The following is a 16,480-nucleotide window of genomic DNA, read 5'->3' on the forward strand; positions in this document are numbered from 1 at the left end:
AATATGAGAGAAGCAGTAATAGTATCTACCGCACGTACAGGCATCGGCAAGGCCTACCGAGGTACATTCAACAACACACAAGTTCCTACTTTGGGTGGATGGGCTATTGAAGCAGCCATCAAAAAAGCGGGCATCAATCCTGCAATGGTGGACGATTGCATCATGGGTTGCGCCATGCCACAAGGAAGTGCCAGTCCCAATATAGGACGTTTGGCGGGATTAGCAGGCGGGCTGCCAGTCACAGTTGCAGGGATGAGTATTGACCGTCAATGTTCTTCAGGCATGATGGCCATTGCTACGGCAGCCAAACAAATCATGGTAGATGGCATGCAAATCGTTGTCGGAGGTGGATTGGAGTCCATTAGTTTGGTACAAAACGAACACATGAACCGCTATCGAATGGTGGACAAAGCTTTGGTAGCCAAATATTCTGCTATTTACATGCCTATGCTTCAAACGGCAGAAATCGTAGCAAAACGCTACAACATCAGCCGAGATGCACAGGACGAATATGGCTTTCAAAGTCAGCAAAGAACGGCTGCGGCTCAAGTTGCAGGAAAATTTGACGATGAAATAGTGCCCGTCACTGCAAATATGGGTGTGATGAACAAGGAAACCAAGGAAATTTCTTTTCATGAAGTGACGCTTGCTAAAGACGAAGGAAACCGTCCAAGCACAACGCTTGAAGGACTTCAAGGGCTTCGTTTGGTGAATGAAGGCGGTACGATTACTGCGGGAAATGCCAGTCAATTGTCGGATGGAGCTTCTGCTTGTGTGTTGATGGACAGCAAATTAGCCGAGCAGCAAGGATTGAAGCCTTTGGGTGCATATCGTGGAATGGCTGTTGCAGGTTGCGAACCAGACGAAATGGGCATTGGACCTGTTTTTGCAGTGCCGAAATTGTTGAAACAACACGGTTTGAAGGTAAGCGACATTGGTTTGTGGGAATTGAACGAGGCTTTTGCAGTGCAGGTGATTTATTGCAGAGACCGCTTGGGTATTCCAGATGAATTGTTGAATGTGAACGGTGGAGCGATTTCGATTGGACACCCTTACGGCATGACGGGTTCGAGAATGGTCGGTCATGCACTGATTGAAGGCAAAAGACGGGGCGCAAAATACGTAGTCTGTACGATGTGTGTAGGCGGGGGTATGGGAGCTGCGGGATTGTTTGAAGTTTATTGAATTTTTAAGACGTAAGACATAAGACGCAAGACAAAAAAATATAATATAAATTTTTAATATTGCGTCTTTTATCCTACTTCTCACTTCTAAAAAAAAGACAAATGAACAGAGTAAAAAATCAATTCAATCTGGAAGGAAAAGTAGCAATTGTGACAGGTGCTTCAAAAGGTATAGGTGAATCCATCGCAAGAGGTTTGGCTGAATTTGGCGCAAAAGTCGTGGTAAGTAGTCGCAATCAAGCATCTGTGGACGCAGTTGCAGATAGCTTCAAAGCAGACGGTTTGGAGGCTAGGGGAATTGCTTGCCATGTCGGTCGAGAAGATCAACTGCAAAATCTGGTGAACAAAACCATTGAAGTCTATGGTGGTGTCGACATCTTGGTGAACAATGCTGCAACGAATCCTGTCTATGGCCCAATAGTAAATGCAACGGGAGAATTATTTGACAAAATAATGAATATCAATGTAAAAGCGTGTATGTTGTTGGCCAATATGTGCTATTCAAGTATGAAAAGTCGAGGTGGTGGTTCGGTCATCAACATTGCTTCAGTTGAAGGAATGAAACCTTCTTTTGGTTTGGGGATGTACAGCGTGAGCAAGGCGGCAATGATTATGCTTACCCAAAACCAAGCTAAGGAATGGGGTAAGGATGGAATTCGCTCCAATGCGCTTTGTCCTGGTCTGATTCAAACCAAATTTAGCTCGGCTCTTTGGCAAAATGAGGCTATTTTGAAGCAAGTCGAAAAACACTTACCCGCAGGCCGTATGGCGCAACCCGATGAAATGGCTGGGCTGGCTTTGTTCTTGGCTTCGGATGCGTCGAGTTACACTACAGGCGGAGTTTTTACGGCTGATGGAGGTCACATGATTGCAGGGTAATTTGGGAAAACATTAGTCATCTAAAATTACTAATTCAATGGAAAAAAGAGTGGACAGCTTGGTTTTTAGGCGAATGACCTATGCTGATTTTCGTCACATCAATAAAACTGGTGGAGAGGAAAAAGGCGGTGGTGGTCAGTCTTATATTGATTTCCCCACTAGAAATATTCCACTTCAAAAATGGTTTGATTTTCTTGGACAAGAAACAGGGATTGGCACAAGGGATAGACCTCAATGGGATTTTACTGTAAACAGTTTGGGGATAAAAAAATCTCAAAAGTTAAGAATTTACCAACGAAGGGCTGCTTCTGTAAGCATTGCTTCTCAAAAGATTCACAGCAAAAAGTCGAATAGGATAGCTTCATGGCATCCTGACAGTTCATTTCCCGTTGACTACAATCCCAATATTGACAACCTTGTTGTTTACATTGCTAAAACGATAGATGGGGAATATTGGGCTGGTTGGTTTTTGAAAAACGACATTCCCCGAAACTGGCAAATAAATGATGCTCTCAAAAGGATGTTTGAGGAAGATGCTGGTTACATCGAGTTTACCTCTAAATTATTGCTTGATACTGAAAACAAAGACTGGGCATTTTATTTTGATGCAAAGACCATTAGAAATCTTCTAAAAACAGAGGAGGATGCAGAAGAAGATTTGCTAAACCAAGACACTTCTCCCAAGCTTGATATTGCTGATTTTATTGAAGTTCCAGAGATTAGAGAAAAGGTTTTAAAAATTCGGCAGAGGAATAATAAAATAGTTGCAAATCTGAAAAAACTGTACAAAGGACATTGCCAAATTTCGGGAACATCACTTACTTTTAAAAAGAAAAGCGGAGAATGGTATTCTGAAGTTCACCACTTGATTCCTTTGGGAGAAAATGGTTCGGATTCCTATGCAAATGCGATTGTGGTGAGTCCCTTGATTCACAAAATGTTGCATTACGCTAATGTGTCACCTATTGACTTGTCGAAAATCAAGGATAACCGCCTCCCCATCAAAATCAATGGAACACAGTACGAAATCATTTGGCATCCCGAACACCTCAAAACAGTTGATAAATCTTTGGAAGATTAATTTCGATGTAGGTGAATTAAAAACTCATTTAAAGTTGTCTTCTTCTTACTATTATTGCTTTTGAAACGCTTGTATTCAATATTCTTCTTGGTAACGATGCCGTAACTTGACAAAAAATCAACCAATTCGTCAATGTGCAATAAACCATCTTCGCTGTAACTGATAAGAAAATCGTCACAGTTTACTTGTCTTAGAATTTTATCAAAAGAACCTCGGATTTTAACCTTAGAACAGAAATTTGAATACTGGTCTCTCCAAGGTCGAAGCCCACTATCTCCTATCGCTTCTGGCTCATCTTCTCTAGCAAGTGTTTCAAGTACGTGGTAATTTGCAGCATACTGCCGCTTTATGTAAGGTGGGTCAATATAACATACATCGCCATACAGTTGACTGGCAATATCTTCTGCATAACCTTTAAAAACTTGGTGTCCATCTAATTTGCCAATATCTGAAAAGGAGGCTGGTTGAAGCAAGATAGAAGAATTGGCTCTCTTTACGAATTTGGATAAATAATGCCCATAAGTTCCCGCTATATTTGCAATATCATTTGCTGCCATAATTAAATCATGCAATAAAAGAGAATGCTCATAATCTGTTATCATATTCTTTTTACGAAGACATTTGATTTCTTTTCTGATTGCATCAATTTTTGCAGCGTTTTTTGAAGTAAAGTATTTTCGGGGTTTGGTTGTATTTGAGGGGATTCCTTCGGGGCTAAATTCTTTGTAAAAATAACCTTTTTGGGGTTTTAGATTATTCAAATAATTTAAAACCGTTTCATAATTACTTGTGCTACCAAATAAATTTTGAGTTTTACAATCCTTGATTTCTTTTATGGCTTCAATACCTTCAAATTGAGGAGTTTCACTTAAAAACAAATGAACATTTAAGTGGTGAAAAGAGTAGGTCATCATATCTGCAGCTGAAACCTGAAAGCCATTTTCACGAAGTGCCAATGAAAAAAGTCCTGTTCCTGCCATCAAATCAATAATGTGTTTAGCGTTCTTTTTCTTGATTTTAATTTCTGAAATAATAATATCAGAAAGTTTATCTTTAGAACCGATGTATCTATACCCCATTGGTTTTAAATATGTCGTTTACACTACAATTCAAGAGCCGTTTGATAGGAATCAATTGTTCAGAAGAAGTAAGTGTTTTAAAAATTGTTTTGTAATCATCTTTATCCAATCCAAATAACTGAGCAACTATTTTTTCAATTTGTAAATCAATTTTTAGGGGAATATTTTTTTCTTTAGAATCAATCACTTCATTTCTTACCAACTTTGTCACCTGATTTATTGTTTTTTGAATCTTTTCATTCTTCAAATCTATTTTTGGAAAAGGCAGATTCCCGACCATTGTTTGTGTCAAGTAGGGATGGCTTCTCCATTGATTCTCACCATATTTTTTGATTAAATAATAGGTCATAGCCCTTGAATTGAGGATGGCTAAAACAAATTCTAAGGAAAGTTTTGTTTCAAAAAATGGATTCAGCTTCAAAATGTAAACAACTTGATTGGTAATAGCATTTTCATAATCCATGCTTGCAGTGATTCCTACGCCCGTTTTTCGCACCAAAATCTTATCTCCCTCATAGATACTCATTTTTTTATAGTTGATCCCTTTTTTGAGGGTATTTATCCAACTTTTAGAAAGAGAAGTAAAACGAAATAAATCTTCCCCAACCTTCAATTTGACATTTCCAATGCCATTGTGATTGAGTATAATTTTTTCGGAATCAGCATTTTCCAGATTTAAGGCAGACTTGCAATTGCTACATTTGGGAATTTTTGATTTTGGGTAAGGCATCCATAAGTTGCAATTTGGACATTGATAAACAATTCCCTTCTTGGAAATTTCAGCCCCTCTTGTACTCTTTATATAAGTTTTTAGAGGTGAACTTTCTTTTTCTATCTTATTAAAAATCGTTTCCTCTATTATCTTTAAATCAATGTCAAACAGATAGTTTTCATTTTCTCTAAACCTACTTTGGGGAACTTGATGCAAAAAATCTTTTTCGACCTCTTCAAGGGATAGTTCATTTATTAGTACCTTTTTCTTATAACTTGCCTCTAAACGAAAACAATCTACTTTATGCTTTTCATTTGCTTTAGTATTTTTACCTATAATAACTACACAAGCTCTATTGATTTCAGGAAATATTTTTTCTCCCAATCTTGCAATTAAATGAATAGTTGTATTTTTAGACAATAAACATCGCAAATTCGTATGTTCTTGACCAAAAACAGAATCTGGAAGTATCAAGCCATAAATTCCATTTTTATTCAATTGATTTAGAATTAATTCAACAAACAAATCATAAATATCAAATTGACCTTTTGCTAAAGTAAAATTGAAGTTTAAAGCAAGATTATCATAACCCTCCAAAGATGCTCCCCAAGGTGGATTGCTTAATACAACGTCAAAGCCATTCTCAATTTCCCACTCATTCTTCAATTCTTCCCAGCCTTCAATAGAATTTTTTCTTGTAATAGGAAACAAGGCATCTCGATTGATAAATTTTGAATCAAATAAGTCTAAAGGCTCATCTGTAAATTTTGAATTAGAACTTAAAATAGCATTTATATCTTTGTCTATTCCAAAAATTGAAGGCAAAGAATTGGGTTGATATTTTAACCATTCATAAGCAAAACTTCTAAGCAAAACACTATCACCACAAGCAGGATCTAATATCGCTGATATTTCTTCCACATTACCAACATATTTGATAACTTTCCTTATAAGATATTTAGCAAGAAATAATGGGGTGTAAAATACTCCATTCTCTTTTTGCCCTTCTCTGCTATAAAAAGAGGTAGGATAATCAATAACATTATGAGTTATCAAAGTTAATTGGTTTTTAAATTTTAATTATTACTAATTTTAGTAGCGAATTTACAATAATAGGCTCATTATACCAAATAATTCAATAATTTTATAAAAATAAGATTTGTGATAAAGGAAAACGTTTTTTTTTGTAACTCCTAAAAATAGATGTGTGAATTTTCTAAATGCACGTGTTTATGTGTAAAATATAATTCCATTATAATCAAGGCTAATAGAACTTTACGGATGCTTATGAATGTCAGCCAAATTTAAGTTCCCTATCTATACTTCTGAAATCAGGAAACTATTTTATTGGCAGTCCTTAATATTTTTATTCGATTTTGACCATCAATCATGCCTGAGATGTTCAGTTATTTGCATATATTTGATACCAAACCCCAATAATTCAAAACCTCAACCATATTAAACTGAATCTTTGCATACCATAATGCAACTTTAAATTCTTCTCAATCAATTTAATATCAATTTTTAGGGTGCGAAAGGTAAAATGAAAAAACTAATTCAATTTTTGACTCTCTTATTCGTATTGTTCGTGGCATTTGTAGTTTATACCCTTCATTCTACGGGATATTTTCGTACAATCGCCCCCTACATGCAAGGTGAGATAGCGCAGCAAATAGATTTGGTGGGAGCAGAAGACATGACTATTAGCAAGGATGGGAACTTCATGCTTATTTCGTCTGATGATAGAGCAGCGACCAAAAAAGGACGGCCTAAACAAGGGGGTATTTATTGGATGGATTTGAAGAAAGAGCCTTTTGAAGTAAAGTTGATTTCGGGAGATTTCAAACAAGAATTTCACCCGCATGGTATTTCTTTGCTGCAATTGGATTCAACGCATTACAAATTGTGGGTAATCAATCATGTGGAGGATAAACACAGCATTGAAGTATTTAGCTTGGAGGGCGATAGTTTGAAGTACTTAGAAACATTGAAGGATGACAAGATGGTTAGTCCTAATGACATTGTTGCAGTAGAAGAAGATAGGTTTTACTTTACCAATGATCACTTCTATAAGCCAATGCTGGGGAAATTAGCTGAAGGTTATTTGGGGATGGCAACAGCAAATGTAATGTACTTCAATGGAAAAGAATTCATGGAAGTTGCGAAGGGAATGGCGTATGCAAATGGCATCAATTGGGACAAAAATAGAGATTTGTTGTTTGTCGCATCAACGAGAGATTTTTTGGTGAAAGTATATGAGGTTGAAGCAGATGGAAATTTAATTTTTGTGGAAAATATAAATTGCAATACAGGCGTAGATAACATCGAAATAGATACAAATGGAGGTTTGTGGATTGGTGCACATCCGAGTTTGATGGCCTATACAGCTTATGCTAATTTTGAAGAAAACAAAGCTCCTTCTGAAGTTTTAAAAATAACATACGCATCTAAGAACAAATATATTATAGAAAAACCACTGTTAGATGATGGCTTAAAATCCTCAGGAAGCTCAGTAGCTGCAACTGATGGGAAATTCCTTTTTGTAGGTACAGTAATGGATAAACATTTTTTGATTATAAAAAGAGAAAACGAAAAGTACTAAAGGTCAAATAAATTTCCATTTTGTCAAAACTTGGTTGAAAACTTTTGTAGTCTTCAACTTTGTTCCTACTTTTAATCAAAATTCATTGAGATAGTTGTTTTATCTATTACTCCTGAAATCTTTTATCCAAATCTTTGTATTGTTGTACTTAGTTTCTATATTTGAAGGGAACTATTCTTATCTTATCTTAGGGGTATTTTCAAAATAATCTCACAAAATCGAACTCATAAAAAGTTGATTTTGAATTGTATTTTTAATTTTCATTTATTCTATACCCATATTTTTCTAAATTAGAAAATAGTTGATAAAGTAAACATTAAACAAACTACAAATAAAGATATTTTTCTTAATACATTCAAATGAATTCTAAATTCAAACATTATGATGCGAAATTTATTACTACTTATCGCACTGTTTATCACAGTGCCTGCTTTTTCTCAGACCACTATATCAGGTACTGTTACCGATAGTGACTCTAAAGATGCCCTGATCGGGGTAAATGTCGTTATTAAAGGTACGACTATCGGTACCATTACAGACATTGACGGTAATTTTTCTTTGACCAATAGCAAACCTCTACCTTGGGAGGTTGAAGTCAGTTATGTAGGCTATGAAGCACAAACTGTCAATGTTACCGCTCCTAATACCAAACTAAATATCAGTTTAGTTGAAGGTCTTATGCTTGGACAAGAGGTAGTGATTTCTGCTTCTCGTAAACGTGAAAAGGTACAAGAAGCTCCTGCTTCAGTGTCTGTATTGACTGCTCGGAAATTGGAGGTCAGTGCGAATGCTACGGATCCAACTCGTAACTTGATTAATACGCCGGGTGTGCAAATCCAACAGCAGTCTGCCAATAGAATCAACATCTCTATGCGTGGCGGTGCGGGTTTGTTTGGTACTTCGGTATTCCCAATTATGGATTACCGTAGTTTAGTAGGCCCTGGTATTGGAACTTTCCAGACAGACAACAGTGGTATCAGTAACATTGACCTCCAAAGAATTGAAGTTGTTCGTGGTCCAGGTTCTGCATTGTATGGTCCTGGTGTTACACAAGGAGTAGTTCACTTCATCACCAAAAATCCGATTGATTTTCCCGGCACATCGGTAGAAGTTGTAGGAGGTTCATTGGCTACCTATGGAATGAATGTTCGCCATGCAGGTAGAAATGAATCAGGCAAATTTGGTTATAAAATCAACGCTCGTTACCAAAGAGGAGATGAGTTTACACTAGACCCAAATGATCCTGATGATGCTGCACAAATCGCAAAATTCCAGACTACTATCGTTAAACCAGCTATTAGTAATGATATTGTAGATGCTTTTGGTACACCAACAGTCTTATTGACGCTTGATGACTTAGATGATGATGGTGATGGCAATCCTATGCAAAATGATTGGTTCAATACGTCTGCTAATGCTACTTTAGAATTTAGACCTAAAGATAATTTGAGTGTGTTTGTTTCTGGTGGTTTCAATCAAGCTTCTTCTGTTTTCTACAATGAGCAAGGTGAAGGATTGGCACAAGCAACTGAAATTTGGTCTCAAGCAAGAGTACAAGCTGGTGGGTTGTTTGGACAGGTATTTTTTGTAAACAATGATGGCGGAAGCGATGAAAACCCAACCTTTCTGTACCAAACAGGAAACACCTCTCCTATTGGTAGAACTCAATTGGAAGCACAATTACAATACAACTTTGATATGCCCAATTTGTTGAATTCCAATTGGACAGCAGGGTTTGACTATCGTTATGCAGGACAGGATACCGAAAACTTGGTTTATGGTAGAAACGAAGACGATGACGACTTTTCAGTAATAGGTGGATACTTACAAGGAAAACTCAAGTTGGCAGATAAACTCGATATGGTAGTGGCAGGACGTTTTGACCAATTCAACTTTATTGACGAGAGCGCATTTGCTCCAAGAGCAGCTTTGGTTTATAAAGCAAGTGCAGCACATACTTTCAGAGCTTCTTACAACCAAGCAAACTCTACAGTTTCCAATCTTCAATTGAACATTGACTTCCCATTGTCCACTATCATTCCTCGTTCTTTTGATATTTGGTTGTATGGCAACAAAACACCACAAACCTTTAACAATGGTATGATTTCTTGGTTCAATGGTGCGCTTCCTGACGTACCTGTAGGTACACCAGGATTGCCTTTGGGAGTTCCTTATGCTTTGGTAAATGACCAAGTAGTAGCTGGACTTTCTGCTGGTATAGCAGCAGGTTTTCCTGATTTAGCTCCATTTATACCTGTTATTGAGGGAGTATTGAATAATGTCAATCCTGCAACTTTGGGAACAACTGGATCGTTGTCTCCAGGATTCAATATCTTCAATGGCTCTCCATTGGGATTGATTGATGCTCCAATTTCGACGATTGCAGTTCAAGATACTTGGGAATTTGGCTACAAAGGTTTGGTGGCAAACAAATTAGGTGTCACATTTGACCTTTACTACATTAAAGAGAAAAATAATTCTCAATTTACTGCTATTTCCCCTGCCTATAGATTCTCTGGCTTGGATCAACTACCTGGTGATTTGGGAACAGCCGTTTCTGCAAGTGTTGGTGGAGCTGGCGGCCCCTTAGAAGCTGCATTGACTGCTGCTCTAATAGGTGCAGGTTTACCAGAAGCGCAAGCAGCCGGACAAGCAGCATTTATTACAGGACAGCTGACCCCAGTTATTGCAGGTGCTTATACACAAGGCGGTGACGGAGCTATCAATACTCCTAGTGCTGCTTTTGGTGGTGCTTCCTTGGCACAAGTTTTTGCAGCTTTGCCTTTCCATGCAACTGCTCAAACTGATCAAGTACCAGATAATGGAATAACTCACTTAGCAGCAGGATACCGTACCTTTGATGAAAGAGACTATTGGGGGGCAGATTTGGGCTTAGAATACTACTTTGATCAAGATTTGTCTGCGTTTTTTAACTATTCTTGGCTTAGTACCAATTCGTTTATGCAGAATGTAATAGGTGTAGAAGGCGATGCATTGCCAACTTATTTGAATATTCCTAAGAACAAATACCGTTTGGGTGTTACCTATACTCCTGAGTCAGGAATCAGAGGAAACATAGCTTTTCAGCATGATGATTCTTACTTTGCAGATGCAGGACAATTTGCAGGAGATACAGAAGTGAGAAACTTAATAGATGCAGCAGTTGGCTACAAATTTACCAATGGTCTTGCCGTTGATTTGACCGCTACCAACTTGTTCAACAACGAATACCGATACTGGACCAACATGCCAAAAATTGGTAGAAGGGTATTGGCTAAATTGACTTATACTTTTGGAAACAAATAGTTTATGTTAGACTTTAGACGAAAGAGCCTCTTTCTCGAAGTCAAATGATTCCTTAAGCCCCTGAAAAGTAAATATTTTTCAGGGGCTTTTTTATTCTGCAAAATGTAAGGTGAAAACCGCCATTTTTAGTATTTTTGTACTAAATTCGCTTCTCCTAAAAGAAACAAACACCAACATGAAAACAGCTCTCTACCGAAAAGAAGGCAAAGTGGGAATCATTACCCTCAATCGTCCGAATAACTACAATGCTATTACAGATGAATTATTATCCGACTTTGGAGAAGCTCTCGATGCTGCAATGATAGACAAAGAAGTAAGAGCAGTAGTCATATATGGCAATGGAAAAGGTTTTTGTGCGGGAGCAGATTTGGGTAGCGGATTAGAGCGCAGTCCGAGACAAGTGCGGGATCACCTCAATATGAACTATGGCAATGTGGTTCGTCGTTTGGCAGAGATGGAAAAACCTGTCATTGCTGCGGTTCATGGCTCGATGGCAGGAGCAGGCATTGGTTTTGGATTGGCGTGTGATTTTCGAATCATGGCAGACACCGCTAATATTCGCTATGCGTTTATCAATATTGGCTTGACCCCAGATGCAGGTTCTTCGTGGTTTTTGGTAAGAGCAGTAGGGTTGGCAAAAGCCATGGAAATTGCAGCAGGAGGAGAAAAAATTTCCGCATCAGAATGTCAGCGATTGGGCTTGGCAACCAAAGTAGTACCAGAAGATGAATTGATGGAAACTGCAATGACATTTGCCAACACATGGGCAGATCGCCCAACGCTTGGTTTTGCGCTGACCAAAAAAACCCTTCGATTTGCAGCCAATCACAGTCTATTAGATACCATCGCTTATGAAGCCGAACAGCAGGTGATTGGATTATCCAGCCATGATTTTCAAGAAGGCGGTAAAGCATTTATGGAAAAACGCAAACCGAACTTTAAAGGAGAATAATCGGACACAAGACACAAGATGTAAGACGTGAGATTCTCTACTTACTACTCAAATCTTCTGTCTTTCGTCTAAAATCTTTCGTCTTAACAAAATGAGCAAACTACTATTTATACGACACGCCCAAGCCTCTTTCATGGCGAAAAACTACGACCAGTTATCAGATTTGGGCTACCGTCAATCAAAGGTTTTGGGAGAATATTTGGTGGCAGAAGGTGTGCGATTTGACAAAATTTATGTCGGCCCATTGAAGCGGCACCACCAAACCTTGCAAATGGTGCAAGAAGCGTATCAAGAAAAAGGTATTCACATTCCCGAACCGATTTTGATGCCCGAATTGATTGAACACCGAGGCCCTGCCGTTTATCGGCACATGCTTCCAACCTTACTGGAAACGGATGAAAAACTGCAAATATGGGATGCTGAAGTGAAAGCAAATCCAAAAATGTTGAAACGAAACCACCTCAGAATGTTTCACCACACGCTGGAACTTTGGGCGAGGGGTGACTTCAATGGCAATCACCCCGAACACCTACAATCTTGGCAAGACTTTAGAGAGATGGTAAGGCGTGGTTTGCAGCAAATACTGAAGGACAACGAAGACGGACGGGGTTTGACCATTGGAGCTTTTACTTCTGGCGGCACGGTTTCGGCTGCAACGGGTGAAGTTTTGCAGATGGGAAAGGAAGAAAAAATAATGGAATTGAACAGTGCAGTTCAAAATACGGCTATTACCGAATTTATGTTTTCAAAAGGCAAAATTGGATTGAAGTCCTTCAATACAGTTCCACATTTGAAGGAGAAAGAACTCGTCACATTTGTTTAATTGATGAATGACTAAATTGTTAAATGGTTGATTTAGAAAATAAAACCATGCGACCATAAAACCATGTGACCATAAAACCATGTGACCATAAAACCATGCGACCATAAAACCATGCGACCATAAAACCATAAAACCATGTGACCATACAACCATGAAGCCATAAATCCATGCTAACAATGCAACAAACAAACTTAATAGACCAAGCTACAAACATCCGTCAAGGGGAAGAACTTGATATTCCCTCTCTCCAAAAATACCTATTGGCAAATTTGGAGGAGGTGAGCGGTGAATTGACCATAGAACAATTTCCTGGTGGAGCTTCCAATTTGACCTATCTCCTCAAATTAGGCGAGCAGCAGATGGTCTTGAGGCGACCTCCTTTTGGTGCAAATGTGAAATCAGCACACGATATGAGCCGAGAATACAAGGTTTTGTCTGCCTTGTCAAAATCCTACAAAAAAGCTCCCAAACCATTGATTTACACAAATAACGAAAGCATCATTGGAGCAGAGTTTTATGTAATGGAACGGGTACAAGGGGTAATACTTCGAGGCGACGGCGGGCCTGCAAAGAAAATGGAGGAAACAGAAATTTTCAAGATTGCAGATTCGTTGATGGATACGATGGTAGAACTTCATGCTTTGGACTATGAAAAAATAGGTCTCAGCAATTTGGGGAAACCCGAGGGCTATGTGACCCGACAAGTGGAAGGTTGGACAAGACGCTACTTCAAAGCCCAAACCGATGAGATGCCTGTCATTGAACAGGCTGCAAGATGGCTCAACAACAACATCCCCAAAGAAACAGGTGCATCCTTGATTCACAACGATTTCAAACACGACAATGTAGTATTGGCTGCCAGCGATTTGACCAAAATTGTGGCGATTTTGGATTGGGAAATGAGTACAATCGGCGATCCTTTGATGGACTTAGGTACAACGATGGCATATTGGATGAATCACGATGACCCTTCTATCATGCGAAATGCTTTTCCGAATCCTTCGATTTTGAAGGGCAATCCATCGAGGGAAGGGATGCTGCAATTGTATGCCGAAAAAAGTGGACGAGATGTAGGCGATTTTGTGTTTTACTATGCATACGGACTGTTTAAATTAGCAGTGGTATTGCAGCAAATTTACTACCGATACCACAAGGGTTTTACAAAAGATAAACGCTTTGCCTACATGAACAAAATGGCGGAAACTTTGTGTCAAATTGCAGTGAGAGCAATTGAGAAGAAACGGATAGATGACCTTTTTTAGACATTAATAGAAACTTTGCCAATGGAACATGCTGAAGGAGTCGGTACAATTTCCAATTTTGGCAACAGTTGGAGTGGTTTCAAATAAAAAAAGAATAACAACTAAAATAACAATCAAATATGAACACAACAACACAGACAGATATTAAGACTTTTCGGGCAGAAACACGGGCATGGCTCGAAGCAAATTGTCCTAAAAGTATGCGAACCCCCATCAAAAGTTATGAAGACATATTTTGGGGTGGAACAAAGCCACATTTTGATAGCGAAGACCAAAAACTATGGTTTGAGCGAATGAGGGACAAAGGTTGGACTGCTCCCGCATGGCCCAAAGAATACGGTGGTGGCGGTTTGGACAAGCTAGAGCATAAGGTATTCAAAGAGGAAATGGCACGTATCAACGCCAGACCACCTTTGTTCAGTTTTGGATTGATGATGTTGGGTCCAGCCTTATTGCATTTCGGTAGCGAAGAACAAAAAATGAAATACATTCCAGAGATTTGTAGAGGTGAGATTTGGTGGTGTCAGGGCTACAGCGAGCCAGGCTCGGGGAGTGATTTGGCGAGTTTGCAGACAAAGGCGGAGGATATGGGCGATCATTTCTTAATCAATGGGCAAAAAATCTGGACTTCGTATGCCGACAAAGCTGACAAAATTTTCTGTTTGGTTCGTACCAATCCCAAAGCTCCTAAACATACGGGCATCAGTTTTTTGTTGATAGACATGGATCAAGAAGGAGTGACAACTCGCCCCATCAAATTGATTAGTGGTAAGTCACCTTTTTGTGAGACTTTCTTTGACAATGCCATTGCGCCAAAAGAAAACTTGGTGGGAACATTGAACGACGGTTGGACGATTGCGAAGTATTTATTGACGCATGAGCGTTCTGGAATTGGCTTGAATCAAGTAGCGAAACCCTTGCATCAATTGGCAATTGAAGAGATTGGACTCGAAAATGAGGTATTGATGGATCCGATTTTGCGCCCAAAAATTGCTCAATGGATGATCAATGAAACAGCTTTGAAATTGACCATTGAACGCACAACAGACGAAGCAAAGGCAGGTCAATCTCCAGGGGCAAAGTCTTCTTTCTTCAAATACTATGCTACCGAACTCAACAAAGAGCATTTTGAAATGCGCTTGTTGGTCAAGGGTTTTGAAGGTGTAGAGTGGGGCGAAACCTACAACGATGGTAAATTGGCGAGAGACATGTGTCGCACCAAAGGCAATTCTATTGAAGGCGGTACTTCGGAGGTGATGTTGAATATCATTGCGAAGCGAATTTTGGGATTGCCGAGTAGGTAATGGATGAATTGTTATATTACTGAATTGTTACATTGCTTTGGGCAAACAATACAGTAATATAACCATATAATAATAAAACAATAAAACAATAAAACAATAAAAAATATGTCTTTAGTTATCAATGAAGAGCAGCAAATGCTCAAAAACTCTGCAAAGGAGTTTCTAAAAAACCGTGCACCTGTATCGGCATTGCGATTGTTGAGAGACAACAATGATTCAAAAGGTTATGACATTGGTTTGTGGCAAGAAATGGCTGAGATGGGTTGGGCATCTTTGACCATCCCAGAAACCTATGGCGGACTGGATTTTGGACATGTTGGTTTGGGGCAAATAATGGAAGAAATGGGGCGTACGCTGACTGCTTCCCCCTTGTTTTCAACTATTTGGCTGGGTACAACTGCTATCAAATTGGCAGGAAATGTACTTCAAAAAGAAAGCCTTTTACCTGTCATTGCAGAAGGCAACATGGTCGTTGCTTTTGCTTTGGAAGAAGGAAATCGGCACCACTCTAGCAGAATTACAACGACTGCCATCGAGACGAGAGATGGTTACATACTGACGGGCAAAAAAGTTTTTGTTTTGGACGGACATGTGGCGAATAAGTTGATTGTTGTGGCAAGAACTGCTGATGGACTTGAAGGTATCCATTTATTTTTGGTGGATGCCAATGCAGAGGGATTAAGTGTCGAGAGAAAATGGATGATGGACAGCCGAAATGCAGCAACCGTGACTTTTCACAATGTGCCTGCTGAGATGTTGGGTGAAGATGGTGATGGGTTTGGAGCTTTGGAAAAAACCTTGGATATTGCTCGAATTGGTCTGGCTGCTGAAATGTTGGGCACAATGCAAGAGGCTTTTGACCGCACGATTGCTTACCTCAAAGAACGCACACAGTTTGGTGTCCAAATTGGTAGTTTCCAGGCTCTTCAACACCGTGCAGCACTGATGTATTCAGAAATTGAATTGTGTAAATCTTTGGTGATTCAATCTTTGCAGGCGATTGATGACGATAGCAGTGACTTGGAAAAATTGGCGAGTATGACCAAAGCAAAAGTCGGTGAGGTGATTGAGTTGGTGACAAATGAAGCGATTCAAATGCACGGTGGTATTGGTGTTACAGATGATGAGGAAATTGGCTTTTTTATGAAACGTGCGAGAGTGGCTCAGCGGACTTTGGGCGATTACAACTATCACTTGGATAGGTTTGCGAGGTTGAATGGGTTTTAACATGATATAATTTTGACAAATTGAAAAGTCGGTAAAACTTCAAAAGGATTGCCGACTTTTCTGTTTGTA

12 protein-coding genes are annotated in these 16,480 nt (G+C 39.0%); 10 read left to right on the top strand and 2 right to left on the bottom strand.

Annotation, left to right across the window (positions count from 1 at the left end):
- Positions 1 to 3 precede the first annotated feature (3 nt).
- The 3 genes from R3E32_10410 (at position 4) to R3E32_10420 (ending at position 3,144) form a co-directional block, all read left to right on the top strand.
- Positions 4 to 1,185 (top strand): acetyl-CoA C-acyltransferase, encoded by a 1,182-nt coding sequence (locus R3E32_10410; protein MEZ4885127.1) that lies wholly within the window; start codon positions 4 to 6, stop codon positions 1,183 to 1,185.
- 101 nt (positions 1,186 to 1,286) lie between these two features.
- Positions 1,287 to 2,063, top strand: a complete 777-nt coding sequence (locus R3E32_10415; GenBank protein MEZ4885128.1) for a glucose 1-dehydrogenase — start codon at positions 1,287 to 1,289, stop codon at positions 2,061 to 2,063.
- A gap of 37 nt (positions 2,064 to 2,100) precedes the next feature.
- Positions 2,101 to 3,144, top strand: a complete 1,044-nt coding sequence (locus tag R3E32_10420) for a hypothetical protein (GenBank protein ID MEZ4885129.1) — start codon at positions 2,101 to 2,103, stop codon at positions 3,142 to 3,144.
- On the opposite strand, the gene R3E32_10425 is transcribed toward R3E32_10420, so the two are convergent.
- Together R3E32_10425 and R3E32_10430 are read right to left on the bottom strand one after the other, a co-directional pair.
- Positions 3,141 to 4,223, bottom strand: coding sequence for a DNA adenine methylase (locus R3E32_10425; protein MEZ4885130.1), 1,083 nt, complete (start codon positions 4,221 to 4,223; stop codon positions 3,141 to 3,143). The two genes, R3E32_10420 and R3E32_10425, sit on opposite strands and share 4 nt — an antisense overlap.
- Positions 4,213 to 5,991 (bottom strand): N-6 DNA methylase, encoded by a 1,779-nt coding sequence (locus R3E32_10430; protein MEZ4885131.1) that lies wholly within the window; start codon positions 5,989 to 5,991, stop codon positions 4,213 to 4,215. The genes R3E32_10425 and R3E32_10430 overlap by 11 nt, the downstream gene beginning before the upstream one ends.
- A gap of 508 nt (positions 5,992 to 6,499) precedes the next feature.
- On the opposite strand from R3E32_10430, the gene R3E32_10435 reads away from it, so the two are divergent.
- From R3E32_10435 to R3E32_10465, 7 genes are all read left to right on the top strand, one after another.
- A complete protein-coding gene (locus R3E32_10435) occupies positions 6,500 to 7,537 on the top strand; it encodes an SMP-30/gluconolactonase/LRE family protein (GenBank protein ID MEZ4885132.1) in 1,038 nt (345 codons plus the stop codon).
- A gap of 384 nt (positions 7,538 to 7,921) precedes the next feature.
- Positions 7,922 to 10,843 (top strand): TonB-dependent receptor, encoded by a 2,922-nt coding sequence (locus tag R3E32_10440; GenBank protein ID MEZ4885133.1) that lies wholly within the window; start codon positions 7,922 to 7,924, stop codon positions 10,841 to 10,843.
- 175 nt (positions 10,844 to 11,018) lie between these two features.
- The gene (locus R3E32_10445; protein MEZ4885134.1) at positions 11,019 to 11,795 is read left to right on the top strand and encodes an enoyl-CoA hydratase-related protein; all 777 of its coding nucleotides are present in this window, start codon (positions 11,019 to 11,021) and stop codon (positions 11,793 to 11,795) included.
- 91 nt (positions 11,796 to 11,886) lie between these two features.
- The gene (locus R3E32_10450) at positions 11,887 to 12,618 is read left to right on the top strand and encodes a histidine phosphatase family protein (GenBank protein MEZ4885135.1); all 732 of its coding nucleotides are present in this window, start codon (positions 11,887 to 11,889) and stop codon (positions 12,616 to 12,618) included.
- A gap of 176 nt (positions 12,619 to 12,794) precedes the next feature.
- The gene (locus tag R3E32_10455; GenBank protein ID MEZ4885136.1) at positions 12,795 to 13,880 is read left to right on the top strand and encodes a phosphotransferase family protein; all 1,086 of its coding nucleotides are present in this window, start codon (positions 12,795 to 12,797) and stop codon (positions 13,878 to 13,880) included.
- A gap of 119 nt (positions 13,881 to 13,999) precedes the next feature.
- Entirely contained in the window at positions 14,000 to 15,184 is a 1,185-nt protein-coding gene (locus R3E32_10460) for an acyl-CoA dehydrogenase family protein (protein MEZ4885137.1), read from the top strand.
- Positions 15,185 to 15,289: 105 nt separating this feature from the next.
- Positions 15,290 to 16,411: an acyl-CoA dehydrogenase gene (locus R3E32_10465; protein MEZ4885138.1), complete on the top strand. Its 1,122-nt coding sequence runs from the start codon at positions 15,290 to 15,292 to the stop codon at positions 16,409 to 16,411.
- Positions 16,412 to 16,480 lie beyond the last annotated feature (69 nt).

The organism is Chitinophagales bacterium (assembly GCA_041392475.1).
Classification (GTDB): domain Bacteria; phylum Bacteroidota; class Bacteroidia; order Chitinophagales; family UBA2359; genus JAUHXA01.

Coding starts and splice junctions, on each gene's coding strand:
- R3E32_10410 (MEZ4885127.1), top strand. CDS start 4: ATGAGAGAAGCAGTAATAGTATCTACCGCACGTACAGGCATCGGCAAG.
- R3E32_10415 (MEZ4885128.1), top strand. CDS start 1,287: ATGAACAGAGTAAAAAATCAATTCAATCTGGAAGGAAAAGTAGCAATT.
- R3E32_10420 (MEZ4885129.1), top strand. CDS start 2,101: ATGGAAAAAAGAGTGGACAGCTTGGTTTTTAGGCGAATGACCTATGCT.
- R3E32_10425 (MEZ4885130.1), bottom strand. CDS start 4,223: ATGGGGTATAGATACATCGGTTCTAAAGATAAACTTTCTGATATTATT.
- R3E32_10440 (MEZ4885133.1), top strand. CDS start 7,922: ATGCGAAATTTATTACTACTTATCGCACTGTTTATCACAGTGCCTGCT.
- R3E32_10445 (MEZ4885134.1), top strand. CDS start 11,019: ATGAAAACAGCTCTCTACCGAAAAGAAGGCAAAGTGGGAATCATTACC.
- R3E32_10450 (MEZ4885135.1), top strand. CDS start 11,887: ATGAGCAAACTACTATTTATACGACACGCCCAAGCCTCTTTCATGGCG.
- R3E32_10455 (MEZ4885136.1), top strand. CDS start 12,795: ATGCAACAAACAAACTTAATAGACCAAGCTACAAACATCCGTCAAGGG.
- R3E32_10460 (MEZ4885137.1), top strand. CDS start 14,000: ATGAACACAACAACACAGACAGATATTAAGACTTTTCGGGCAGAAACA.
- R3E32_10465 (MEZ4885138.1), top strand. CDS start 15,290: ATGTCTTTAGTTATCAATGAAGAGCAGCAAATGCTCAAAAACTCTGCA.